Source organism: Pseudoalteromonas arabiensis, from assembly GCF_001550155.1.
In the GTDB taxonomy this organism is placed as follows: domain Bacteria; phylum Pseudomonadota; class Gammaproteobacteria; order Enterobacterales; family Alteromonadaceae; genus Pseudoalteromonas; species Pseudoalteromonas arabiensis.
Window position 1 is genome coordinate 581,846 of sequence record NZ_LRUF01000024.1, and the last position, 25,875, is coordinate 607,720.

Here is a 25,875-nt window from a genome sequence, read left to right on the forward strand (position 1 = left end):
GGACACCGCCCTTTCACGGCGGTAACAGGGGTTCGAATCCCCTTGGGGACGCCACTTGTTTAAGTAGGTTATGTGTAGTGGGGCGGTGAACACCGCACAATCTATGCACGACGTTATCAAGAGTACGAATCTCTTGGGGACGCCACTTACTTTAAGTGCTGTGTTATTAGAAGCTCGTCTGAATCGAGCCTAACTATTCAGTTGTCCTAGTGACACAGAAACTTTCTGTTTAAGCTAAGGCCATTCGCCTCGCAGGCTCGGTCTCATCTTACGCAGAAATAGCAAATCAGTGATTTGCAAACCAATTTCTGCGTCCCCATCGTCTAGAGGCCTAGGACACCGCCCTTTCACGGCGGTAACAGGGGTTCGAATCCCCTTGGGGACGCCACTTACATTAAGTAAGTTAACGTTTTGTCAAGATTATCTTTTGTAATCTCATTTCAAGTAGAAAAAATCTTTTTCAAATAAATACTCCTTATTCTCCATATATCTTTGCGATATAGACCCAATATATTTCTAAAATTTTAATTCCTATTGATCACTTTTACTGATCATTTTAATACTTTATAGTATTTAGCAACTCATCAGCTAACCATAAGGAAATTAAAATGTTAGCTAAACGTGTTGTACTCATACTAATTTCTTTAGTCATTACTGCCTGCTCAGACTCAAATGAGGGAGTAGCGCTAGGAACGCTTGAGCGTGAGCGTGTGATCCATCCTGCAACGACTAACGAAATACTGATCGATCTACCTGTTTCAGCAGGTCAGTTGGTTGAAAAAGGGCAAGTGATTGCAAAGTTCGATGCCGAACTTCAGCAAGCGATTGTTGCCAAAGCGCAAGCACAACTAGCTCAAGCCTCAGCATTTCTAGAAAAAACCTTGAATGGTGCTCGCCCCGAAGAAGTTGCTGGTGCATCAGCCAAAGTAGCAGCAGCCAATGCTGCATATACGCAAAGTGAAGCTAATTTTCGCCGTGCAAAAACCTTAGTTAAAGATAAACTCGCAAGCCAAGAAACCTTAGACAGTGCAATCGCTGCACGAGATGAGACTTTTGCTAATTTAGAATCAGCAAAGCAGAACTTAAATGAGCTAACAAACGGCTCGCGTGTTGAAGATATTAATAGTGCAAAAGCGCAAGTTCAGGCGGCAGAAGCAGAACTAAAAGTACAGCAAAAATACCTCTCAGATCTGACAGTTAAAGCGATGCGTGCTGGCAGAGTCGATAATTTGCCTTGGCACGTAGGTGAGCGAGTTACTAAAGGCAGCCCAGTCGTTATTATTCAAGCGAACAGCGCACCTTACGCACGCGTGTATATCCCAGAGCCATATCGTGCCAAGCTCAATCAGGGCATGACACTTACGGTTCGTGTCGATGGCATAGATAAAGATATTCAGGGTGAACTGACCTGGATTGCCACAGAGCCGGCGTTCACGCCTTTTTATGCTCTTAATCAGGAAGAGCGTGCACGATTAATGTATCTTGCAGAGGTAACACTACCCGCAAGTGAAAGTAACTTGCCGACAGGCGTACCTGCTCAAGTGATTATGCCATGACTGAATCGGTGATCCAGGCCAAAGGTTTGGTAAAACAATTTGGCGATTTAAAAGCGATTGATAACCTTGATCTAGACATTGAGCAAGGGCAAATTTATGGCTTTTTGGGCCCTAATGGCTGTGGTAAAACGACCGCAATCCGTATGCTTACGGGGCTATTGAAGCCAACCTCTGGTGATATCAATGTGCTTGGCTTGAGTCTGCCAAAAGATGCTGAAAAGCTCAGGACACAACTTGGTTATATGACGCAAAAGTTTTCACTTTATAGCGACTTGACCGTAATTGAAAACCTAAAGTTCATGGCGGCGCTTTACCCGTTTAAAAAGCAGCAAAAACAACAAAGAATTGACGAATTACTCCATACCTATGGCCTTGATCAAAGAGTAGATCAAATGGCCGGAAGTATGAGTGGGGGACAACGGCAGCGCTTAGCATTGGCTGCGGCAGTGATTAATAAACCGAAAATTTTATTTCTTGATGAACCAACATCGGCAGTCGATCCACAAAATCGCCGTGACTTTTGGGAAACACTGTTTGATTTAAGTAATGCCGGTACCACGATATTAGTCACTACTCATTACATGGATGAAGCTGAGCGCTGTCATCGTTTAGCCATTTTAGAATCAGGTATTAAACGCGCGGATGGCTCGCCAAAGCAATTAATGACAGACATGCACGCTCATGTGGTAGAAATAGCAGGGGCGCAAACCAGAGAATTAAAAAAACAGCTCGCAACAATCGACCATGTTATTTCAGCCACTCAGTTAGGTGCACAATTGCGAGTATTAGTGAAAAAAGATATTCAAGATCCCGTTGAGTTCATAAAACAGCAATCATTTTGTCAGGATACATGGCAAGTAAATCGTGTTCGCCCAAGCCTCGAAGACGTGTTTGTCACCTGCACAGGGCAGGGCAGACAATGAATATTATGACTTCATTAAGCCGTATAAAAGCAATTGTAAGCAAAGAGTTATTACAATTACGCCGCGATCGAATGACATTTGCGATGGTGGTGATGATCCCTCTTATCCAACTGATTCTATTTGGCTATGCTATTAACACTAACGTTAAAGATATCCCTGTTGCAGTGGTCGATCATAGCCAAACTGCCCTAAGTCGCATATTAGTACAAACAGTATCTGCGACAAATGTGGTTAAAGTGACGGATTATTACAACAGTATTGAGCAAGCACAAACAGCAATCGCCAGTGCGAAAGTGCGTGCTGTGATGTTTATACCCCATGATGTGGCAAACCGACTTGCTCAGCACCCAACCGTTGGTTTTGGATTGCCTGATGGCAGTAATGAGTCGTTAGTAAGGCCAATTGCGCATTGGTTAGTTGATGGCTCAGATACAATGGTAGCGTCGAGCATAAAATCGCTGCGCAATATGCCGCTTGCAGAGCTGCTCGATAAGCCTGCAAATAGAACTTACCCAACCTTTGAGACAACCTTATTTTATAACCCAGAGCAACGCTCTGCGGTGAATATTGTGCCAGGTTTAGCTGCTGTCATTTTAACCATGACTATGATTATGTTCACCTCTGCTGCAATTGTTAAAGAGCAAGAACGAGGTAATATGGAGCTCTTAATCACCTTACCTTTAAGCTCACTCGAATTGATGATTGGTAAAGTGGTTCCTTATATCTTCATTGGTTTTATTCAGTTATTTATTATTTTAGGCATGGGTAAGCTCTTGTTTCATATTCCTTTTGGAGGTGGTTTAGTCGCATTGGTTGTCGCAACCTTTGCTTTTATATGTGCCAGTTTAGTGCTTGGCTTAGTACTTTCGACCATCGCTAAAAACCAGCTTCAAGCCATGCAAATGACAATTTTCATTCTGTTACCCTCGATTTTATTGTCGGGCTTTGTATTTCCCTATGAAGGCATGCCAAAGGTGGCGCAGTGGCTTGCTGAGAGCTTACCTGCAACTCACTATTTAAGGTTAATCAGAGGAATAGTGTTAAGAGATGTCAATTTAATGAGTATGAGCAGCGATTTACTTTGGCTAACTGCTTTTACGTTTTTTGGTTTAGCGGTTGCCGCTTTCCGGTTTAAGAAAACCCTTGATTAAACTAGGCAATTTTGAACAATTGTGCTTAACTAAAGATAATTTTATCTTTTGTTAAGTAGATTTCAGCGTGCAGCAAATAGTTTGGGGATTGTTATTTTTTGCAGTATTTAATAGTCATGCAAAAACCATTAATCTAGCCCATACAATGAAGCATGAAAACTTCAGTCAGTTGTTCGGTAAGCTTGCAGAGCAAAGTGGTTTAACAATTCACTCGGTTTTTGTTGATCAAAAAGCGTTAAAAGTGCGCTTGGTGCAAAATGCACATACTTCTAATATGACTGATGTTATTATTGTACCCGCAGATCACCTAGGGCTTAGTGAGTATGCTAACTTTAGTGAGATCCCAGCTTCTTTAATCGCCCAGACAACAGATAAACGAACTTTAGACACAGCAAGGGTGTCAGGAAAGCTAATCGGCATTCCTATAATACAAGGTAACCACCTGCTACTTTTTTATAACTCTAAATTTATAAAATCCCCTGTTACCGATTGGCAAGATATTGAAAAATTGAAACCTACATTACCAAGCCACGTAAAATTAATAACGTGGAGCTTCATGGAAATGTATTGGTTTATTCCATTTTTAAGTGCTTTTGAAGGTAATTTGATAGCTGACGGCCAAGCTCAACTTAACACACCTTCTATGCATGATGCGCTACGTTTTGTTTGGGGTTTAAATGCGCGAGACATTGTTGATAGTCAGTGTGACTATGCGTGTTCTCATCAAGCATTTCAGCAACAAAAAGCCGCGTTTATTGTTAACGGAGCATGGGCACTCAACACTTATCAGCAAGCACTTGGTGAAAATCTGTCAGTGCAACCTTTGCCTTCTCTCAATGGGCGAGTGATGCAACCTTACTATTCAACCTTTGTTCTTGCCTTTCCAAACGATAGCCTTAATGGCCCAAATAAAGATAATTTACGTAAGTTTGCCAAGTTGGCTCAAGAAGCATCTTTTCAGCGCTTAATCTGGCAGGAAATTAGTGATATACCTGTAAATATAGAGGTGTTAGAGCATCTTAAAAACGAACAAGGGACTGTATTTGGCACGCTAGTTGATGCTTTAAAAGAAACAAAGCCTATGCCCTCAACGGCAACCATGATAATTGTTTGGGAGGTGCTTAATAAAGGTTTTTCACGTTTTGGCAGCGGAGCGTTAACAGCTGAACAAACGGGGCAATTTATGCAAGGCCTTGCTGAACGTTCAATTGCAAATGATGGGGTGCAATGAAAAACCCTCGTTTTAGTCGGGCACTGTTTTTTAGTGTGTTACTACTTGTTATCACCCCATTACTCATACTTGCTGCTTTGATGATAGGGCGTTTCTATTTAAATTCAATCGAGCAAGCAAACACCAGTTTGCAATGGCAAGCAAGAAATAACGCAGCAAGTTTAGAGCAATTATTTTTTAAACTTGAAAAGAATAGCCAAGTACTTAGCAATACAAAGGCAATTGCGGAATTACCTGACAAAGTAGTTTATTCACAGTTTGCACTCATGCAGTTACAGGAGTTTGTTAATACTAACCCGCAAATAAGTGCTGCGATTGTGATAGATAATCAAGGCTTTATAGTCGAAGGTTACCCAATAACATCGCTAACACTTAATTATTCACTGACCAAACAAATTTTAGAAAACAGCCAAATTCTAGATAATCAAAACACGATTCAAGTTTTGGATAACATACATCTTAATGAACTTTTTACTCAACAAGACACAAAGCATAGTGCCTTGTTAGCGATTACTTCAACACTGTTAAATGAGCAAGACTCACTCAGTGAGCCAATTAAAAAAACAGGTGTCTTAGTATCATTTATTCCTTTGTCAGAGGCCGTTAAGTGGCTTGCAAAACATAATGAACAACCTATTTATCAAACGGGTAAGCAAGTTCAGTTGAAGGTAAAAGAGCAAGTCTTATATAGCTTAGGAAATGCTTTAGATAAAGCTCAATTGTCATCAGAAGCGACTATTAATCGTGTGATATTTGACAATGCCTTGAGCCCTTTACTTTTTAAGATAAATGAAACAGAGTCAGCCTATACAACCGCGGTCAAACAAACCGCTGTGATGGCAGCAGGGTTGATAATTACGCTGTTTATAATCTCATTTCTGCTAGTTCGTTGGTTAACTCTGCGACTGCATAATCCATTAAATCGCATTGCAGCAATAAGTCGGGAGTTTGCATTAGGGAATTACAAACAAGTTCAAAATAATTTTCACTATCAAGAGTTTAAAGATATTGCAGATTCCCTCAATAGTATGGCCGAAACTATTGATATACAAATTACGTCATTGCAGTTAGAGAAAATTAGGGCAGAGCACTCAGAGCAAGTTAAAAGTCAGTTTTTGGCAAACATGAGCCATGAAATTAGAACGCCAATGAATGGGATTGTAGGGTTTTTGCAGTTACTAAATAAAAGTGAGTTAAGCCAAGATCAAACTGACTTTGTTAGGCAAATTAATAATTGCAGTGATGTTTTACTAACCGTTATTAATGACATTCTAGATTTCTCGAAAATTGAAGCCAATAAAATTGAGCTTGAGCACCGCCAATGTGATTTAGTCGCTCTGTGCAATGATCTTATTTTATTGTTTAAACCGAGTTGTGATGCCAAAGGGATCGTATGCCGGCTTGATGTCGATAAACTTGAAACTTTAACCGTTGAGTGTGATGAGATACGTGTTAAACAAGTGCTGATCAACTTACTCTCCAATGCAGTAAAATTCACAAAGCAAGGAGAAATCACTTTATCACTTAATGTGGTTCACCAAAGCAATGAAAAAACAAGGGTTGAATTTGCTGTAAAAGACACCGGCATAGGTATTGCTGAAGATAAAATTAACGCGTTATTTAACCCCTTTGTTCAAGCTCAGAGCAATATAACCAGAGAATATGGCGGCACTGGCCTTGGGCTGGCCATAAGTAAAGGTTTAATCGATTTAATGGAAGGGAAAATAAACATTAATAGTGAGCTTGGTAAGGGCACTATTTTTACAATTCAAGTCGATTTTGAAACAGTTTTAGAAGACCTTAATATACAGCAAGTTGAGCAAAAGGCTGATAGGTCAAGGAACGATTTTTCTGTGGTAGAACAGCCACTCCTAATTGCAGAAGATAACCCTATTAACCAAATTGTGATTACAAAATATTTAGCACAATTAGGGCTTAAATATGAACTTGCGGATAACGGACAAGTAGCGTGCGATAAAGCATCAAATAAAGAGTACGCTTTAATCCTAATGGATATTCAAATGCCTGTAATGGATGGTTTAACAGCCAGCAAGATTTTGCTAAATAAAAAGGGTTTTAATACACCTATTATTGCTGTCAGCGCGAACGCAATGAAAGAGGATATAAATAAAAGCATTGCGATGGGGATCAGTGACCATATTGCTAAACCAATTAACTTTGAGGAATTGGAGCTAGCATTAGCAAAATGGCTATTTCAGCAAAATTAACAGCAGAAATAGCCATTACAATTAGAATGCGTTATTGTCTTTTTTCTGAATAAGCTCAATTGCATAGCCATCAGGGTCTTTAACAAAAGCAATTTCAGTTGTGCCGCCTTTTACAGGGCCTGGCTCACGGCTAACATTACCGCCAGCAGCTTTAATGTCGTCGCATGCTTTATAAATGTCATCAAACTCGATAGCAATATGGCCATATGCATTACCTAGATCATAGCTGTCAGTATCCCAGTTATAAGTAAGCTCAAGCACAGTTGCATCTTTTTCGTCACCATAACCGACAAAAGCAAGGGTGTAGCGGTACTCTTCATTGTCTGCACGGCGCAGTTCTTTCATACCTAATACCTGCGTATAAAATTCAATTGATTTGTCTAAATCAGCAACGCGAAGCATTGTGTGTAATAAGCGCATTTTAAGCATCCTCTGGTTTGTTTATGTGTATTTTTGCCCATGAATTTTGCCGCTAATTTAAACCTTAAATATGAAGGGAGGGCGGTTTAGTTAGGCAAGAGTTACAACTTATCATTGAAACAAATACGCGATATTAGCAGATGAAACTAACTGATTGCTATTTGGAATTATATACTCTGCGTATTTACAGCGAAAAAATAAAATACCTATTAGTTGTTAAATATCTAGATCTTAAATGCGAGAGTCTAGGGAGTAGAGAGGTTCTCTAAGAGCCTCTCATTTGTTAAGACGGTTAAGTTAGCTATTATTCATTTTTGCTAGTACAAATGCTCTTAAGGCTTTGTACTTGTTATTTTCTACATTCTCAGAGGTGCTGATGTTAAGTGCCTTATCAAGTGCCTCAATTGACCTGTTATATTTGCCTTGAGTTTCATAAATATAGGCTATTCGGTAGTGTGGATCTGACAGGTGAGGAAATTGTGTGATGAGAGATTTGTATACCTCAATCGCGCCAGAAAAGTCCTTTTTGTTATAGGCGATACCTGCTACTTGAGCGAGTGTATGATAGCTTGGCTTTATTTCGGCTTTATATTTCTTTGACAATTGCATATAGTACTTTTCAATTGCTGGTATACCCTGTGCTATAATATCTGTAGGGCACTGAAATTGCTTGTATAAATGAGTATATGCTTTGTTATGGCCAACCATAGCCGAAGTACTGTGATTTTCCTCTTCAACAACATCTATGTCGTAACTAAACCCCTTTAGATTATGATTTTTTAGTAGGTGTTCATATTTTTCGAACGAACTTAACATTTGCCCTTTTTCATTTGCTAAGTTCATATATAAATAGCTGTTGAGGTTGCCACCTTTTTCATAAAAAGTCTTGGTGTTTTTAAAAATAACGCCATCATGCCACCATAAGCTCGGACTAAACGCGAAGTGAGCTTGAAATAACTCTGGTCTGGTTTGTAGTGAATGAATAACCAGTAAGCCGCCAAGAGAGTGTCCTGATAAAATCTTAAAGTTATTAGTTCGGTAGTTTTCATTTATATGCGGGATGAGCTCGTGTTCAATGAAGTCTAAAAAGTTATCTGCACCGCCAGATACTCCCCATTTGTTATAACTTTCATCATAGGTTGGTGTAAAGTCTCTCGCTCTTTGTGTGTTTTTGATAGCGATAATGATCATTTCTTGTGCTTCATGCGACTGTGTTAGTAAATCTAAAGTGCCAGATGCATGATTGAAGTTTCTTAGTCCGTCAGTTAAAAAAACAACAGGATAGGTCAGCGTTTTATTCTGATCATAACTGCTTGGTAAATTTATTAATAAATCCCGCCGCTCTGATAAGATCTTTGAATGAATACTATCGGTTAAAATTATGCCTCTTGGTTTAGCACTGGCTTGAGTCATCAATATCATAACAATAACGCTAAAAGCTATAAGTTGTTTCATCGCATTTTTTCCATTTTTTAATCGTGTTTTTATTGAACTTTAACTTCGCTCAAAGCATGCGTAAAGTAATGAAATTTATGGGAAAAAAGGTGATGAAAAAGTGAATTCACGATTTTATATAGTCGTGTGGGCTTTGAAAACGGTTTCAAGAATGTATTTCTCAATTCAAGCCTAGCCATGCTACAGTATTTTTCTTATTTTTTTATCTATCTATTACAGTTGGTTATGATTCAAGTTGGTGAATATATTGTTGATAGTGAACAAGCGCGTTTATTAGAAAAAAACACGATGAAAGAAGTAACGATCGAGCCGAAACTGTTCGAGTTATTGTTATTTTTTATTCAGCAGCCAAATATAATTATCACTCGACAAGATATTCTAGATCACCTTTGGACAGGTTCAATTGTAACCGACAATGCTATTAATAAGTTGATAGGTAACCTCCGAAAAATATTGGACGATGATGCTAAATCACCACGTTATATTCAAACAGTGCCAAAGAGGGGCTACCGCTTTATTTGTGAAGTAGTGTCCATTTCAGCTCAAGATGAATGCGTATCTGAAGCTCTAAACAACACCCAAATTAACACAGGTACCACGAAACTGTTTTATAAAAGTTTTCCAATAATATTTTTTACTGTGCTGGCCTCACTAGCGGGTTATGTACTCTGGCAATTAATACCCAGTGAACCTAAATACGTTTCGCATGGGGATTCAGTTGCTTTAACTAGGGAGCATGGAATTGAGTTTTCTGCAAAAATCACCCCTGATAACCAATACCTCTTATTCTTAAAGGAAAACGAATTAAGCAAAAACAATGAACTCTGGTTAAAAAATATAAATACAGCGAACTTAGAACGGGTGAAACTAAAAAATAACATAAGTAAACTGGTTGCTGTATTTAACCAACAAGGATCTACTAATACAGACATTATTTTTCTTGATAAAACTTATCGTCATTGCGCTGTTTTTCAAGCTGAGATCATCTATTTACAAGATGGTGGATTGGCAACGAAAAAAGAAAAAAGGTTATTTGACTGCAAAAATAAGAGAATTAAAGATATTGATTATCACACGCAACAACATGCAATTTACTACACTGCTCAGCCAAAAAACTTTTGGCCAAATCACATTTATGTTTTTGATTTAAAAGCGCGAAAACATTCATTACTACCCCAAGTTGAACCAGAAGGCTGGGGTCATCATGGTATTGATATTTCTCCAGATGGTAAAAAGCTATTAATAATGAGCACTAAAAGTGACTATAAAACACAACTGCTATCACTGAATTTGTCTAATAACCAAGTTACCGAAGGTATGCAATTTGACAGACCGGTATACGAAGCTATTTGGCACCATGATTCAGAAAATGTGTACTATTTCTCCTCACCTCCTACACACCAAATAATTAAAAGTGATTTATATGGGGCAAACCCTTCGACAGTTGTCAATGTGTCTGAAGAGCTGTCCTCACAAATGTCGCGCATGCCTGATGGAAAAAACATTGTGTTTGGTACTCGACAAAAAAGTTTTAGCAACCGCTGGCTTGTCAGCTCTAAGGGACTTAATACTGAAAATATAGATTTTTTGAGTAATTCAACAGTTAACGATACAACACCAGCTTTATTTCATCGCTCTGAGCAGTACTTGTTTACCTCAAATCGTAATGGGCGTATGCAACTATTTTTAGGTGATTACCAATCTAAAAAAGTTAACGTTCTGACTAATTTTGACCAGCCATATTCTATCGGGCATCTCGCTATATCTCCTGATGACAAGCAAGTGATTGTTAATATAGACAACAAGGTGTATTTGCTATCTATAGATGAATTAAATAAAGGTCAACCTATAAAGTCATTGCAGCAAATGCAGCTTATTTATATCGGTAAAGGCCCAATAATTGCATTGGATTGGTATAAAAATGCCTATGTAGCTGTTACGGCAGTGAGTAGTGGTATACCAGAACTCCATTTTATTGATTTATTTAATGAGGCATCACCAATAGAGAATACTTCGTGGTCATACGCTTTAAGCGATGCAGAGCAACCTAATAATATATATCTCATAGAGCATAACAGTCATCTAGTTTATAAGATGAAAGTAGCTAACGAGACTGCTATTTTTAACACTAAACAACTAATCAGTACTGAAATATCACTACCTGAAGAGTTTTATAGTGTAAAAGTTGATGATGGTGTTTTGTACTATTTGAAGTCAGAAAATAACCAAGAGTATCTTAATGCAGTACCACTGACTGATACAAAGTTACGCAGCAAGTGGTTAGTAAAGGGTTTTTCTAGCTATGACGTAAGCCGCGGTAAAATTATAGTGAGTGATATCAAACAACAAGAGGGAGATATACATCGTACTATGAATTAATATCAAAAATTTTGAATTAGATTGTGTGCATATCGAATTTCATATTGCTACTAATAGCGGGGGCTGGCTTAACTATTTTTGATATTACGCATGCAAAAAAGTAAAGATCATTGATTTATCAAGTTATCCAAGATTTTATGGCCTACTATTTTAGAATATTTGCAAAGAGTTGCAGTAATCCCGAGGGAGCAGAAAGTGTTGTGATCCCAAGTTATAAGAATCACACACTTCACGTGGCCAATGTAATAAACAAGGAATAATTAAATCAAATAGTATTTGAGCAAGTCGCAGAGCCAAAAGGTGTGATTTTTTATCTGAGTTATCGTACTTGATTTATGTCTGTCTATGGAAAAAATAAAGCGTTTGTTATCTGATATGCGCTAAATACAGGATTTAGCGATTAGGAGCCACGCATAAATTTTATATCTGACATAATCAAAGACTGCAAGTTATACTTAGAAAGCACTACATTTTTTTTTAAAAGAGCCAACGATATTTTAATTGTGAGAATTCTGCATCAACTAATGAAGGTTCAACTACACCTAACCAGCTAATGCAGCTCCGCAATAACACTTAATTATTCCGTTTTTTCCTTAAACTCACACAAGTCTTCAATAATACAGCTGCCACATTTAGGTTTACGAGCAGTACACACATAGCGGCCATGCAGGATTAACCAGTGGTGCACATCGACTTTAAATTCTTTAGGTACCACTTTCTCTAATTTTTGTTCCACAGCAACCACATCTTTACCCATAGCAAACTTAGTGCGGTTAGAAACACGGAAGATATGCGTATCGACAGCTATAGTCGGCCAGCCAAAAGACAAGTAAGGTAGATCGGCTTTTAGTTAAGATGATGTTTATTTGTGACTCTACAACTATAATGAATTGCATACCTTATTATGCCTAACTATTTACTTAGCACTCAAGGTATAGGTTTGGTAAATATCACTGTTATTTGTTTTTGATGACTTCTGGCTGGATAACACCTTGTCACCATTTATTGAAAAATGCCCCACTTGACTATCCAAGGTGACTATTGGTTTACTCGCTTGATTTTTATAAACCTCTAGTCGTTTCTTTTGCCAGTCGTAAAATGCAATGTATTCACCACTTTTCTTTACATTAAACTGCCTACCATTAAAAGCAGGTAGGTTTTTTTGGGGTAATATTAAGCGGTTAGCATTTTCACCTTGGTACCATAGACCATCTTGGTCAACCCACAACCAATTCTCTGATAAGTGATTAAACTGAACACTTTGCCATTTTGGGTCAAGACGTGTCATCGAATTGTTATTTAAATTAAAAATAACAACTTGCCAATTGCTACCTAACTTCATGCTAAAAGCAAGTTGGCTTGATGATTTAAATGAAATACCGCGAATTTCCTTTTCAGGTAAAGGTAATACACTTGTTTCACCATTACTTAACTCTATGACGTGAATGGCGTTTAAGGTAAGTGCAGCAATTTTCTTTTGATCAGGCGACCAAGCCAAATCTAAGTAATGTCTGCTATCAGCAAACAGAGTAACCTTCCTATTCTTTTGTGTATTACTATCATATAGCCATAGTTCTTCGTTGCCTGACGCCAAACCGATATAAGCCACTTGATTTAAGTTAGGTGACAAAACCGCCAATCTTTCATCAAATGTGTCATTTAATATTGACTTAGTTTCTTGTTTTTCCAAATTGTATTCATCTACATTTAGGTTAAGATGAGACGCGTTGAATGTGTAATCAATACCATTGCTGTGACGTTGAGGTTGGTGCAATTGTTGAGGGCCTACATATACAAGTGACTTGTTTTTACCATTGAGATCATACTGAACAATTTCACGAGCAGGGTGCTCCCCCATAAGTACAACATGTTCGCCGTCGTGTGACCAAATGCCACAACAAATATATGCATTTAACTCAAACAATAAACGTAATTTTTGAGTTTCCAAATCTAACTGATAAAAGCCTTCCCATTGCTGTTCATTAGGCGAAGAAATCAGTAATTTGTTTTCTGTTGGGTGTAGGTCAAATTGGCTATTCCCCCCTAAATGGAGCGCTGGCTGTGGAAGCCATTGGGTTTCGCCTGATTCAAGATTAAGTGAGTAGAGTGAGTAGGGCTTTCCCATGCCAGCAGACTCTGAGAACACAAGGGTATTGTCGTCGTGAGTAAATTTGATAGCACCATAACTGCCTTCATTACAGGTATGAATTAACTTGGGCTCAGACATTGCCAAATCGTTAAATTCGCGTATGAAATACATACATTTTTCTTTTGAAGCAACTAAATAAACGAGCTTAGTGCCAGCATTGTTCCAACTTCCTGGTCCAACACCATATTCTTCACCGTGATCTACTTCAACTTTTTCACCAGAGTAAATGTTTTTCACATATAGTCTGTATTTCTCGCCATCATAGTTCATATATGCAAGTCGAACACCTTCTAGCGCAAAGCTTGGAAAGTATTCTCTGCCCTTATCAGAGGTTATCGCTTTGGCTGAAAAGCTAACTTTGGGGCTATGGCGGTCTGAGGCTACTATCCACAAAAACATAGCAGCTATAAATAATGAAAGTGAGAGGAGAAGTATTTTGTAATTAGTATTAGCTAAAACTGAAGTAGTGTTTTCTTTATGTGAACTTGGGTTTTCTTCTATTTGCTTAACATTGGCAACGAACCTGTAACCACGCCTTGATACAGTAACAATGTATTGAGGATTTCGCGCATCATCTAGTAGGGCTTTTCTAAGTTTGGTAATGAGTTTACTTATGGTGTTGTCACTTACACAGCGACCATGCCAAACATCGTTGAATAACTGTTCTTTACTGAGAATTTGATTTTGATGACGACAAAAGTAGGCTAATAGTTCAGACATCATTGGCTCTAATTTCACTGACACTTCTTCAGTAATTAAGGTTTTTTGATCTTCACAAAAAACAAAACTTTTAATTTGCCAGCGCATATAGGTCCATCATTTCTGCTACGCACCCCTTTAAAATTAGGGGAGTCATAAAAAGTCACAACTTTTCACCCAGTTGTCAGGACTTAAAATATCTAACTCAATAGAGTGGTTTCACGATTCATTGAAAGTTATAGAAGCGGAAACATAAATGAAAAAATTAAGTCTAGCGTCAGTGGTGTTTTATTCGGCCATCATCTTACTAAACTTTTTAACCGATGCCTATGCGGCAAGTAGCGCAGATTATGCTATTCCATCTGTCATCGCCACTACCGAATTAAATGCGGTCGAAGATGCTGATGCTATTTTGTCGTCTGCAAAATTTAAACGTGACTTACAGTCATTTGCTACTAAATTAGCCAAAAATGAAGTTGTGCAGCAAACTATGTTCAATAAAATAGCGTTATTGTCGTTGCGTGATGAACTTGCCGAAATTTCAAACAACATTAAGCGGCAAGGTAACACATTGGAGTTTTCACATTATCAATTTTTTCATCAAGTACGCCGTAGTTTAAACAACAATAACTTGTCGCAAAAACACTTTAGCAGTGAAGCGGAAAAGTTAATTAGACAAAAATTTGTAAAACTAAACGATAAAGAGTTTGTACAGATGGTTTTAGCGTTAGGTTGGTCGGTTTCTAATGCTAAAAATTATGTATATAACCTTTATAAACAAGTTAAGGGTAAAACAGTACTTTCGAAAAATGAGATGATCAATATTGCAGTCAATACCCAATTGTATTACGTGTTAGATGCGATTATTCCTATCTCGAGCACCATTATAAAACAAGAGCAAACGCGTCGATTTATAATTCAGCCAGATGTATTAGTTAAACTTAAAAATGGTATTGAATTATCGACAACGATAGTACGAAGCCGAAGTCAAAGGGAAGCTAACGCTACAGCCTTACAATTTACCATATATGCCGATGAATCGGCACATATCAAAACGGCAATGAATGCTGCTGCACATGGTTATATAGGTATGGTAGCCAATTCACGCGGTAAGCGTTCAAGTAAAAATGAAATAGTTCCATGGGAGCATGAAGGCGAAGATGCAGCACAGCTTATTAACTGGATCACAAAACAAATATGGAGCAATGGAACGGTCGTTATGTATGGAGGTAGTTATAATGGTTTTACTCAGTGGGCTACTACGAAGTTTATGCCCAAGGGCTTAAAGGCCATTGCACCTTATGTGGCAGCAAACCTTATTACAGGTCTACCATATGAAAATAACATAGCTTTAACTGGAAATTTTGAATGGCCATTATTTGTCACCAATAACAAAACGGTGGACAACACGATTTACAATGATTGGCAGCGCACTAATAATATTACTAATGAACTTTATACAAGTGGACGCCCTATTGTTGACATAGACAAAATTGCCAAAAAGCCGAGCCCTTGGCTACAAAAATGGCTAGAGCATCCAGAAGACGATTCATACTATCAAAGTATGGTGCCACATAAAGAAGACTATCAGCGTATTAACATTCCTGTTCTAAGCATTACTGGATATTTCGAGGGCGGTCAAATATCAGCGCTTAACTACCTGCACGAGCATTATAAATACAATAAAAAAGCAAACCATACTCTGTTGATTGGCCCTTATAATCATTGGTCAGCACAAAATAAGCCTCGTTCACACCACAGTAATTATGAACTAGATCCTGTCGCACTAGAAAAAGACACGGAACAATTGGTATTAGAATGGTTTGACCATATTTTGTATGGAAAACCGCTACCGAAATTACTGCAAAACAAAGTCAACTACCAATTAATGGGGGGGAATGAATGGAGGTTTGCAGACTCTTTACAAGCTCTTAACCAGCAGTCACTAAGCTTTTTTATCCAAGGCACGAAAGCGAATGAAGATCAGAACTATGTTATGACAAAAAATAAAGCGTTTTTGGAAAATCAGTATATCGAACAGACTGTAGACATGGCAGATAGAGATGAGCAAAGAAATCAGGCTCCGTGGCCAGTCATTAAACAAAGTATTGATAAACAAGGTGGAATTCAAATAGAAACACCAGTATTTAAGCAGGATATGGAGCTAACAGGTTCAATTACAGGTTTCTTTGATATTGCGACTAATAAAAAAGATGTAGATATTGGTTTTAATTTTTACGAAATTACAGCAGAAGGGGAAGTGTTTCATTTGAATAATTACCGCAGCCGTGCCAGCTATGCTGACGATATGAGTAAAAGGCGTTTATTGGTACCAAATGAAAAGCGTAGAGTCCCAATTGTTAATGCGCGCTTCACATCTAAGCTCGTTAAAAAAGGCAGCAAAATAGCCCTGGTTTTAAACGTGAATAAGAATGTAGATGCACAGGTAAATCTAGGTACCGGAAAACCAGTAAATCATGAACATATTTCGGAATCGGGTGAACCACTAAAGTTGAAATGGTTTTTATCTTCTCAAATAAATTTACCATTGAAGCCTAACCAAATAAAAATTGGTAGGGAGAGCGAAAGTTTATAGCTGGATGATTTCGATATTACTAAGCGGTAAGCTTACAGTCATTAAAAATTGGTGTTGGCTTATTCCGTCTTATCCTTAAACTCACACAAGTCTTCAATAATACAGCTGCCACATTTAGGTTTACGAGCAGTACACACATAGCGGCCATGCAGGATTAACCAGTGGTGCACATCGACTTTAAATTTTTTAGGTACCACTTTCTCTAATTTTTGTTCTACAGCAACCACATCTTTACCCATAGCAAACTTAGTGCGGTTAGATACGCGGAAAATATGTGTATCGACAGCAATTGTCGGCCAGCCAAAGGCCGTATTTAATACGACATTCGCTGTTTTTCTACCCACACCAGGGAGTGCTTCAAGGGCTTCACGGTTTTCGGGCACTTCTGAGTTATGCTTATTAACCAGAATCTCACACATTTTATAAACGTTGTTGGCTTTTGAGTTAAATAAACCAATCGTTTTAATGTAGTCACGCAGGGCTTCAAGGCCTAAATCTAAAATCGCTTGTGGCGTATTTGCAACTGGAAACAGTTTGCGTGTAGCTTTATTAACACCTACATCCGTTGCTTGTGCTGATAAGGTTACAGCAACCAATAACTCAAATGGGCTTGAGTATTCAAGCTCTGTTTCTGGGTGCGGATTTTGCTCACGAAGACGAGATAAGATCTCATAACGTTTTTCTTTATTCATGGTGAGTGTAAAGCACGCAGTGACGGTGCGTGCTCTCCTTTAGGTTAAACTCGTTACCCGGGCACGAGGGCCTTTTTCTACTTCTGGAGTAACTACTTGCTTTGATTTTATTTGGTTATCAATCACATTCTTTGCAGCAATTAACAAACCAAGACCTAAAAAGGCACCTGGGGGTAAAATTGCCAATAAAAATTGATTGTCGAAACTAAACACTTCAATACGCAGTGCTTGTGCCCATGGGCCGAGCAACAAATCAGCACCATCAAAAAGGGTGCCTTGGCCAATTAACTCTCTTATAGCGCCCAGCACAACAAGTACTAGCATAAAGCCTAAGCCCATCATTAAGCCGTCAAAGGCTGAAAGGGGGACTGTATTTTTTGACGCAAATGCTTCAGCGCGACCTATAATTGCGCAGTTGGTTACAATAAGTGGAATAAAAATACCAAGAGATTGATAAAGCCCAAATGTATAGGCATTCATCATCAGCTGCACTATCGTTACAAAGCCTGCGATGATCATCACAAAAACAGGAATACGGATATCTTTAGGCACCCAGTTGCGCACAATCGATACAGTTACATTAGAACCAACAAGTACTAATAAAGTCGCTAAACCAAGACCTAAAGCATTTGTTATTGTAGAAGTCACTGCTAGCAGAGGGCACAAGCCTAATAACTGCACAAGGGCGGGGTTATTGGCCCACATTCCATCTTTAAACAAGGTTTTTACCTGGCTCATTCTTGACCTCCTTGGCAAGCATTAGCTGCTGCAAATAGGTTATCAAATTCAGCTTGTGCAAATAGCACAGCTTCTTTAACTGAGCCGACTACAGCGCGTGGCGTAATCGTTGCTCCAGTGAATTGATCGAACTGGCCGCCATCTTTTTTAACAGCCCAACGATTGTCATCTTCACCTAATACAGTCTGACCTTTGAACAAGGTGATCCAGTCAGATTTTTTTACTTCTATCTTGTCGCCAAGCCCAGGCGTTTCTTCGTGTTTTGTAACACGAACTCCAGCAATTTCACCATTAGCAAAAACGGCTGTTAGCAAGTTAATATCGCCACTATAACCGCTTGGCGTAACATGGCGCATTACAAGAGCGTATGGTTTATCGCTTTTATAAGCTCGATAAATAATTTGTTCGGGTCTGGGCCCTAAACGTTCATCTGTAATAATGACACAATCTTTATATAGTTGATTATCGTAATGGTGAGCGTCAAGCACTTGCTGTAGTTGCTCGGCGAGCTGCTTCTTTTCTTGGTCGCTTATACGCTGGGCCGTTAGGCTATGGGTAAGCGCTACAGCTCCGGTAGTAAGTAGTGCAAAAGCGGTTAAGATACCACCGTTTTTAGTCATTGAGGAAAGGATCATTATTTCACTCCATGGCCGTAAGTGCGTGGCTGTGTGTAGTAGTCAATTAATGGTACTGCCATGTTTAGCAGAAGCACACTAAAAGCGACAGCATCAGGGTAACCACCAAATGTGCGAATTAAGTAAACAAGTAGACCAATTAAGGCACCATAAATTAAGCGGCCTTTATTTGTGGTTGATGCTGACACAGGATCGGTCGCGATGAAAAATGCCCCTAGCATTGTGGCACCACTGAATAAGTGAAATACCACGCCAGCCTCTGTCCCAGGTGATGCTATATAGCCAATAGCGCTACATATCGTTAAAGCACCGAGAAAGCTTACAGGAATATGCCAATTAATGATTTTAGCTTTTAATAAATAAAGACCGCCGATTAAAAAGCCTAGGTTAACCCAGCCCCAACCAAGACCAAACCAGTCATTAAAAAGAGGTTTACTCATACTCTCAGCCACCGTTAGGTGATGGGCGACATCTGTTTTAACGGTATCAAGCGGTGTTGCCATGGTTGTGCCATCAATCGCTACACGTAATTGATCGACACTAAATCCAGCGCTGGTAAAGCCATTGAAAATAACAGACAGCTGTTGTGAGAAGCTGATTGGAGATGCTAGTAAATCACTAACAGGTAACCAGCTGGTCATTTGCACCGGAAACGATACAAGTAGTAATACATAAGCTGCCATAGCTGGGTTAAATAAATTAAAGCCAAGGCCGCCATAGAGCTGTTTTACAATAACAATTGCGAACATACAGCCAATTACAATGATCCACCAAGGCGCTAAAGGCGGAATACTCAACGCCAGTAAAACACCTGTTAACCACGCACTGCCATCGCTGAGTGTTGGCCAAACTTTGCGTTTACGAAGCAGTAAAACAGCAGCTTCACAGGCGCTAACTGTAATTAGCGCGAGAACAAGCTGAATTAACACAGCGCTACCAAAGAAGAAAACTTGCGCGATTAAGCCTGGAATACACGCAGCAATCACTGTGATCATTAATCGGCTTAATGATTTATGGCTATGATTATGCGGCGAACTCGCCATGGTTAGTTTCATGACTTATCGTTTCCTTCTTGTTGTAACTTTTTTGCTTTTGCACGAGCGATAGCACGAGCAACAGCGGCTTTCTTTTTATCTTCTTTTGATTCAGGTGCGTTTGATACTTGCTCTACATCCGAGTCTGCTGGTTTTATTTCAGTATCAACAGAATTGGCTGAAATATCACTTTGCGTTTGCTCTGTAGCGGCTTTTTTCTTATCTTCGCTAGATTCATTTGTATCAGGTTGAGGTTTTGAATCAACCTCAACGTGTGAATCATCACTCTGCGCTTGCTCTTTAGGGGCTTTCTTTGCTTTAGCACGAGCAATGGCTGCAGCGACAGCGGCTTTTTTATCATCGACTGGTGCGCTATCTTCTTCAGCATCGTCTTGATTTTCAGCAGCTTGCGCCGCTTTTTTCGCTTTAGCACGAGCAATGGCTGCAGCAACAGCCGCTTTTTTGTCATCAACTGGTGCGCTATCTTCTTCAGCATCATCTTGATTTTCAGCAGCTTGCGCGGCTTTTTTCGCTTTAGCACGGGCAATGGCTGCAGCGACAGCCGCTTTTTTGTCATCGACAGGTGCACTATCTTCTTCAGCGTCACCTTTATTTTCAGCAGCTTGTGCGGCTTTTTTTGCTTTGGCACGGGCAATGGCGGCAGCGACAGCCGCTTTTTTATCATCTTTAGGTGCAGCGTCTGCTGCCTCTACGTGATCTTCAGCAGCTTGTGCGGCTTTTTTCGCTTTGGCACGAGCAATGGCGGCAGCGACAGCAGACTTTTTATCATCTTTATCACGGTTTTCTTCACCTTGCTCTAAAGCTTTTTGCTCTTTGTATTTACGTGCTTGTTCTTTGCGTGCTGCACGCTCTTTAGCGACCTCTGAATTATCAGGTTCAAGCTCCGCATCAGGGCTTTGCTTTTTCGCTTTGGCGCGAGCTATAGCCGCTGCCACAGCTGATTTACTCTCTTTAGCATCAGATTTGCTCTTCACACGTGCAAGCGCATCAGCCACTTTTTGTTTTTCGCCATCTGATTTTGCAGCGGGTTTACGTTTGTGACGGTTTTGGCGCTCTTCTTGCTCACGCTCTAAACGTTCTTTACGTGCTTCAAAACGCTCTTTGGCACGTTCAGCCTTAATTTGCTCAGCTTGTTGCTCTTTAATTTCAGCCTTAGCAACACGGTAATATTGGACCAATGGAATTTCGCTTGGGCATACATAAGCACAGGCACCACATTCAATACAGTCGAACAAGTTGTGCTCATTTAGCTTGTCGTACTCTTTTGACTTAGCAAACCATTGTAATTGCTGCGGTAATAAAGAGGCAGGGCATGCGTCTGCGCAGGCACTACAGCGAATACAGGCTTTTTCGTCGCCAGGTTCAGCCAACTCTTGATGATCAGGTGCTAAAATACAGTTGGTGGCTTTTACTATGCCAATACGCACGGTTGGTAAAGTAAAGCCCATCATCGGGCCGCCCATAACAACACGTTGTTGTGGAACTGGAGAGAAACCTTGGCAATCCAATAAGTGCTTAATTTCAGTGCCCAGTAAAGCCCACACATTACCTGGTTTATGGATTGTATTACCCGTGACTGTGACAACTCGCTCAATCAATGGTTTGCCTTCAAACACCGCTTGATTAATAGCAAAAAGAGTACCGACATTTTGTACCAGCATACCAATATCTGCTGGAATACTGCCATTTGGCACTTCTTTACCTGTCAGTATCTTTATTAGTTGCTTTTCGCCACCTGACGGATAAACCGTTGGCACTGTTTGCACTATAATATTGTGATTGTGCTGAGCTGCCTTTTTCATAGCAGCAATGGCTTCTGGCTTATTATCTTCAATGCCAATAATTGTTAGCTTAGGGCTTAATAATTGTTGCATTAGCTCAATACCCGCAACAATACCATCCGCATGCTCTCGCATTAACATATCATCGGCCGTGATATAAGGCTCACATTCAACGGCATTAACAATTAAAAAATCGATGTCTTTTCGGCTGTCCGCTTTTACATAAGTTGGAAAGCCAGCTCCGCCCATACCAGCGATACCACTTTGATGAATAATATCGACGAGTTCATCATGAGAGAGGGCAGCAGCATCACTAATGGGTTTCAGTTCACACCAGTTATCTAGCCCATCAGGTTCAATAACAACGCTGAGTTCAGGCAAAGCTGAGGGATGCGCTGATGGCATAGGGGATATTTCACAAATGATACCTGAGGTAGGCGCATGCACTGGTACAGACCAGTTACCACTTGGTTTTGTTAATGCTTGGCCTTTAAGGACCTGCTGGCCTTTTTCGACAATCAGTTTGCCGTTTGCGCCAATATGCTGTTTTAGTGATACGACCAACTTTTGAGGAAGCGGCAAACGTTGGATTGACTGAGTTGTTGATACGTGTTTTTGACCAGGTGGATGAATCCCACCAGGAAATGGCCACACTTTACCTTGTTTAATTTGTTCGATTAACGTTTCCATTTGTGCTCCTAATCTACTTGAGTCACAGGAATTGCGTTTAATTGCCATTTCCATGTTTGCTTTGTTTCTTTAATTGGCAGCATATCTATACAATCTACAGGGCAAGGTTCTACACATAAATCACAGCCAGTACACTCATCAATAAGCACGGTATGCATTTGACGAGTTGCACCCACAATGGCGTCGACAGGGCAGGCTTGAATACACTTGGTACAGCCAATACACTCATCTTCACGAATATAGGCAACCGTTTTAATAGGGTCTGCTTGTTCGCCACCTGCAAGGGGCTTGGCTTCAACCCCCATTAAATCGGCAAGTTTCTTTACTGTGGCTTCGCCGCCTGGCGGACATTTATTTATTTCATCCCCGTTGGCAATTGCTTCAGCATAAGGGCGACAACCAGGGTAACCACATTGGCCACACTGGGTTTGCGGTAAAATAGTATCTATTTGATCGACAATAGGATTGCTTTCAACACGAAAACGTATCGCGGCAAAGCCTAAAATTAAACCAAAGACGAGCGCTAATGAACCAAGCGCTATTAAGGCATAAAACAAGGTCATATTAAAACTTCACTAATCCTGTAAAACCCATAAACGCCATTGACATAAGGCCTGCTGTTATCATTGCGATTGATGCGCCTTTAAATGGAGTAGGGACGTCAGCTGCCGCTAAACGTTCACGCAGTGCGGCAAAAAGAATTAACACCATAGAGAAACCAACTGCTGCGCCAAAACCATATACCGCAGATTGCAAGAATGAGTGATCTTCTTTGATGTTGAGTAATGCAACCCCTAGTACAGCGCAGTTAGTGGTGATTAAAGGTAGAAATATACCTAGCAGGCGATACAAGGTTGGGCTTGTTTTTCGTACGACCATTTCAGTAAATTGCACCACTACAGCGATGACCAAAATAAAGCTCATAGTACGTAAAAATTCAATATCAAGAGGAATCAAAATATATTGATTCACTAAATAGCTTGTTACAGAGGCAAGAGTAAGCACAAAGGTTGTCGCCAAGGACATACCAATTGCGGTATCCAATTTACCCGATACACCCATAAACGGGCATAAACCTAAAAATTGAACTAATACAAAGTTGTTGACTAGCACGGTGCCAATCAATAACAGGACATACTCTGTCATGCGTGCCTCACAAGAATAAAAACCCCTCCATTATCCTTTTTTCTTGGGGTCGACACAACACATGAGAGACGAATAGCTAAAATAAGCAGGGGAGTTGGGTATGAAAGTGTTAGATTGATGTTAAAGACCTGATAAATAGTAGGTTTATTAGGTCTTTTAAGGTGAGTTAGATGTCTTTTGGCTTCTCGATATAGTAGCCTTGAACGCCATCTAAACACAGTGTTTCGATAATATGTTTCTCTTCTTGGCTTTCTACACCTTCAGCAAACACACTCACCCCAATGCGGTGTGCAAGGTCAACCATTAAGCGCATGAAATACTGATTATTTTTATCTTCTTCTAAGCCTCGTGTGTAGCTTGCATCCATTTTAATAAAGTCAGGTTTGAGGTCCCTAAAGAATTTAAATGAGGTTAAACCCACACCAAAGCGTTCTACCGTTATACGTGCACCGACACGATGAACCATATCAATAAAGCGTTTACTTGCTTTGATATTTTGCTGTAAGCCGAACTCACTGACCTCAAAAATAAGTTTTGATGCGATATTACTGTCTTTTAACAGCCGACGTTCTAGCCAGATCACAAACTGATCATTATGTGCGCTTGATGCTGTAACATTTATACCAAAGAATTTTTGTGAAAAGTTGCGAGTTTTCACTTTTTCTAAGGTGGTGTCGATGATTAACCGATCAATCTCCATTGCCATATCAAGCTTTTCTGCCATAGCAAGGAAAGAAGCGGTCGGGAGCATCTGATTTTCAGCTGTTTTAAAACGCACTTGAATCTCTGCATAGGCTTTCACACTTTTGCCGATCGGCATAATATTTTGCATCACCAAATGAACGCGTTTCGATTTTATAACTTCGTTAATAACTTTTCGCCAGTTTTGATTTCCAAATCCTGCGCTCACGTTATTAACTAGGTCTGTTTCTCGTTGCACATGCCATGCATTTGTTTGTTTAGATTGAGCCATGCTCATCGCATTATCAACAATTGATAATAGCTCACCAAGCGGTTTACCTTTCTCATAACCGACAATGCCAGTATTGGCAACAGAACTAAGTTCTTGGTTTTGTTGGTATTGAGTAAACCGAGACTGTAGATTATCACCAAAACGCTCTGCTTCTTTAAGTGGTGTATTAGGTAACACAACGGCAAAGTCAGAGCTATTTAAACGAAACACTTGGCTGTTAGTATAAGTGCCGCTTATATGCTTAATAATATCGGCAACCCCCTTAACGTACTCATCTCCTTTTTGATAACCACGAGATTGGTTTATTGCCTGTAGTTCACTACACCTGATCATGGCTAGAGAGCCAAATGTACTCTTTTCAGCATTTTCAATGTGTCTTTCATAGTATTCAACGAACATGTTTCGGTTGCCTAAATTTGTTACTACATCTTTATAGGCTTCTTTTTTGATACTCATCGCATTTCTTTGAATATCGTCATGTTTCGTTTGTAAAAAGTGCGAAAGACGATTGAAAGAGGGGATTAAATCTTTACTCAGCTTTTTCAATCGCGATGTGTCCATTGCGTTTTCAAGGTCGCCGTCAACTTGGTTTTGATTGATATAAATATCAATAATATCGGCAATAGTGGTGCTTATCTTCCGGTTGAGGCGCTGGAACATGCTTTTCATATAGAAGATAGGGAGTATTGCAATTAAACCCGAAAATAAAATAATGATAAATAAGGACTGTTGCAGTAATTCAGCAAGGTGGTTTACATTTATAGTAAATTCAACTTTGATATCTGAGGTCGGGTTTACAGCAAATTGTGGACGAATAGAATTAAATGTGCTGTTTACAATACCGGCAAACAATGGCAAAGGCTCTGAGTTTCTCACTGCAAATACTTCATTACCATCTGTGTCTCGTAAAACGAATTTTGAGAAGGTTGCGCCATCTGTTAGAGCGCGTTTAATTTTTTCAGGAGCTAGTTCTTCAGCAGTTAAACTATTTATATATGTATTTACTGTAAGTTGTGCTTTTTTTTGGGCATCACTTACTGCGTTGTCAAAGCTCAAAGCAATAAAAGAGCCGCCCAGCAGTGTAAAAAGCAGCCAAGAGATCAATTGTACAAATATAAGTTTTTTAAAACCAGCCATGTTTTCTTATCTTTTAAGAGCCTAAAGGAAGGAATCAATTCCCTGATTGATTTCTTTAAGTACAGTTTATTCTAATTTTATAAGAAATAAAGAGTTAAGCAAAGATAGAGTAGAATATAAGTATTGGAAAGTCTAATACATTTGTTGAGTAAGAATAGGGGAGATAAAGACACTTTTTGAAAAATTGGCTCCCCCTCCCCGACTCGAACGGGGGACCTGCGGATTAACAGTCCGTCGCTCT

18 protein-coding genes, 2 tRNA genes and 1 pseudogene (1 of these 21 running past the window's edge) are annotated in these 25,875 nt (G+C 39.5%); 8 read left to right on the forward strand and 13 right to left on the reverse strand.

Annotated elements, in window-relative coordinates; all coding sequences use genetic code 11:
* Positions 1–312: 312 nt before the first annotated feature.
* The 6 genes from PAARA_RS15925 (at position 313) to PAARA_RS15950 (ending at position 7,089) form a co-directional block, all read left to right on the forward strand.
* Positions 313–388 (forward strand) — tRNA-Glu (locus tag PAARA_RS15925).
* Between the two features lie 220 nt (positions 389–608).
* On the forward strand, positions 609–1,556 hold the full coding sequence (locus tag PAARA_RS15930; RefSeq protein WP_062569970.1) for an HlyD family secretion protein: 948 nt from the start codon (positions 609–611) through the stop codon (positions 1,554–1,556).
* Positions 1,553–2,479 (forward strand): ABC transporter ATP-binding protein, encoded by a 927-nt coding sequence (locus PAARA_RS15935; RefSeq protein ID WP_062569971.1) that lies wholly within the window; start codon positions 1,553–1,555, stop codon positions 2,477–2,479. Before PAARA_RS15930 ends, PAARA_RS15935 begins: the two co-directional genes overlap by 4 nt.
* A 5-nt stretch (positions 2,480–2,484) precedes the next feature.
* A complete protein-coding gene (locus tag PAARA_RS15940; protein ID WP_062570047.1) occupies positions 2,485–3,630 on the forward strand; it encodes an ABC transporter permease in 1,146 nt (381 codons plus the stop codon).
* Between the two features lie 67 nt (positions 3,631–3,697).
* A complete protein-coding gene (locus tag PAARA_RS15945) occupies positions 3,698–4,861 on the forward strand; it encodes a sugar ABC transporter substrate-binding protein (RefSeq protein WP_062569972.1) in 1,164 nt (387 codons plus the stop codon).
* A complete protein-coding gene (locus tag PAARA_RS15950) occupies positions 4,858–7,089 on the forward strand; it encodes an ATP-binding protein (RefSeq protein WP_062569973.1) in 2,232 nt (743 codons plus the stop codon). Before PAARA_RS15945 ends, PAARA_RS15950 begins: the two co-directional genes overlap by 4 nt.
* Before the next feature lie 21 nt (positions 7,090–7,110).
* On the opposite strand, the gene gloA is transcribed toward PAARA_RS15950, so the two are convergent.
* Together gloA and PAARA_RS15960 are read right to left on the reverse strand one after the other, a co-directional pair.
* Positions 7,111–7,509 carry a lactoylglutathione lyase gene (gloA, locus tag PAARA_RS15955; protein ID WP_062569974.1) on the reverse strand — a complete coding sequence of 133 codons (399 nt, stop codon included), beginning with the start codon at positions 7,507–7,509 and terminating at the stop codon, positions 7,111–7,113.
* Between the two features lie 297 nt (positions 7,510–7,806).
* Positions 7,807–8,964, reverse strand: coding sequence for an alpha/beta hydrolase-fold protein (locus PAARA_RS15960; protein ID WP_062569975.1), 1,158 nt, complete (start codon positions 8,962–8,964; stop codon positions 7,807–7,809).
* A 225-nt stretch (positions 8,965–9,189) separates the two neighbouring features.
* Here PAARA_RS15960 and PAARA_RS15965 point away from each other — a divergent pair, with 225 nt between their 5' ends.
* On the forward strand, positions 9,190–11,343 hold the full coding sequence (locus PAARA_RS15965) for a winged helix-turn-helix domain-containing protein (RefSeq protein WP_167346348.1): 2,154 nt from the start codon (positions 9,190–9,192) through the stop codon (positions 11,341–11,343).
* A gap of 577 nt (positions 11,344–11,920) precedes the next feature.
* Here PAARA_RS15965 and PAARA_RS15970 read toward each other — a convergent pair.
* Together PAARA_RS15970 and PAARA_RS15975 are read right to left on the reverse strand one after the other, a co-directional pair.
* Positions 11,921–12,169, reverse strand: a pseudogene (locus tag PAARA_RS15970) (endonuclease III); the annotation flags it as partial.
* Positions 12,170–12,259: 90 nt separating this feature from the next.
* Positions 12,260–14,299, reverse strand: coding sequence for a winged helix-turn-helix domain-containing protein (locus PAARA_RS15975; RefSeq protein ID WP_062569977.1), 2,040 nt, complete (start codon positions 14,297–14,299; stop codon positions 12,260–12,262).
* Between the two features lie 148 nt (positions 14,300–14,447).
* Here PAARA_RS15975 and PAARA_RS15980 point away from each other — a divergent pair, with 148 nt between their 5' ends.
* Positions 14,448–16,787, forward strand: coding sequence for a CocE/NonD family hydrolase (locus PAARA_RS15980; protein WP_062569978.1), 2,340 nt, complete (start codon positions 14,448–14,450; stop codon positions 16,785–16,787).
* A gap of 59 nt (positions 16,788–16,846) precedes the next feature.
* Here PAARA_RS15980 and nth read toward each other — a convergent pair whose 3' ends face one another.
* The 9 genes from nth to PAARA_RS20680 all read right to left on the reverse strand — a co-directional run.
* The gene (gene nth, locus PAARA_RS15985) at positions 16,847–17,479 is read right to left on the reverse strand and encodes an endonuclease III (RefSeq protein WP_062569979.1); all 633 of its coding nucleotides are present in this window, start codon (positions 17,477–17,479) and stop codon (positions 16,847–16,849) included.
* Between the two features lie 39 nt (positions 17,480–17,518).
* Positions 17,519–18,217: an electron transport complex subunit E gene (locus PAARA_RS15990; protein ID WP_062569980.1), complete on the reverse strand. Its 699-nt coding sequence runs from the start codon at positions 18,215–18,217 to the stop codon at positions 17,519–17,521.
* Positions 18,214–18,852 carry an electron transport complex subunit RsxG gene (gene rsxG / locus PAARA_RS15995; protein ID WP_062569981.1) on the reverse strand — a complete coding sequence of 213 codons (639 nt, stop codon included), beginning with the start codon at positions 18,850–18,852 and terminating at the stop codon, positions 18,214–18,216. The genes PAARA_RS15990 and rsxG overlap by 4 nt, the downstream gene beginning before the upstream one ends.
* Positions 18,852–19,907 carry an electron transport complex subunit RsxD gene (gene rsxD / locus PAARA_RS16000; RefSeq protein ID WP_062569982.1) on the reverse strand — a complete coding sequence of 352 codons (1,056 nt, stop codon included), beginning with the start codon at positions 19,905–19,907 and terminating at the stop codon, positions 18,852–18,854. Before rsxD ends, rsxG begins: the two co-directional genes overlap by 1 nt.
* Positions 19,904–22,378, reverse strand: coding sequence for an electron transport complex subunit RsxC (gene rsxC, locus PAARA_RS16005; RefSeq protein ID WP_062569983.1), 2,475 nt, complete (start codon positions 22,376–22,378; stop codon positions 19,904–19,906). Before rsxC ends, rsxD begins: the two co-directional genes overlap by 4 nt.
* An 8-nt stretch (positions 22,379–22,386) precedes the next feature.
* Positions 22,387–22,941, reverse strand: a complete 555-nt coding sequence (rsxB, locus tag PAARA_RS16010) for an electron transport complex subunit RsxB (RefSeq protein WP_062569984.1) — start codon at positions 22,939–22,941, stop codon at positions 22,387–22,389.
* Between the two features lies 1 nt (position 22,942).
* The gene (rsxA, locus tag PAARA_RS16015) at positions 22,943–23,524 is read right to left on the reverse strand and encodes an electron transport complex subunit RsxA (protein WP_062569985.1); all 582 of its coding nucleotides are present in this window, start codon (positions 23,522–23,524) and stop codon (positions 22,943–22,945) included.
* A gap of 166 nt (positions 23,525–23,690) precedes the next feature.
* Entirely contained in the window at positions 23,691–25,634 is a 1,944-nt protein-coding gene (locus PAARA_RS16020; protein ID WP_062569986.1) for an EAL domain-containing protein, read from the reverse strand.
* A 185-nt stretch (positions 25,635–25,819) separates the two neighbouring features.
* Positions 25,820–25,875 (reverse strand) — tRNA-Asn (locus tag PAARA_RS20680); it runs 305 nt beyond the window's last position.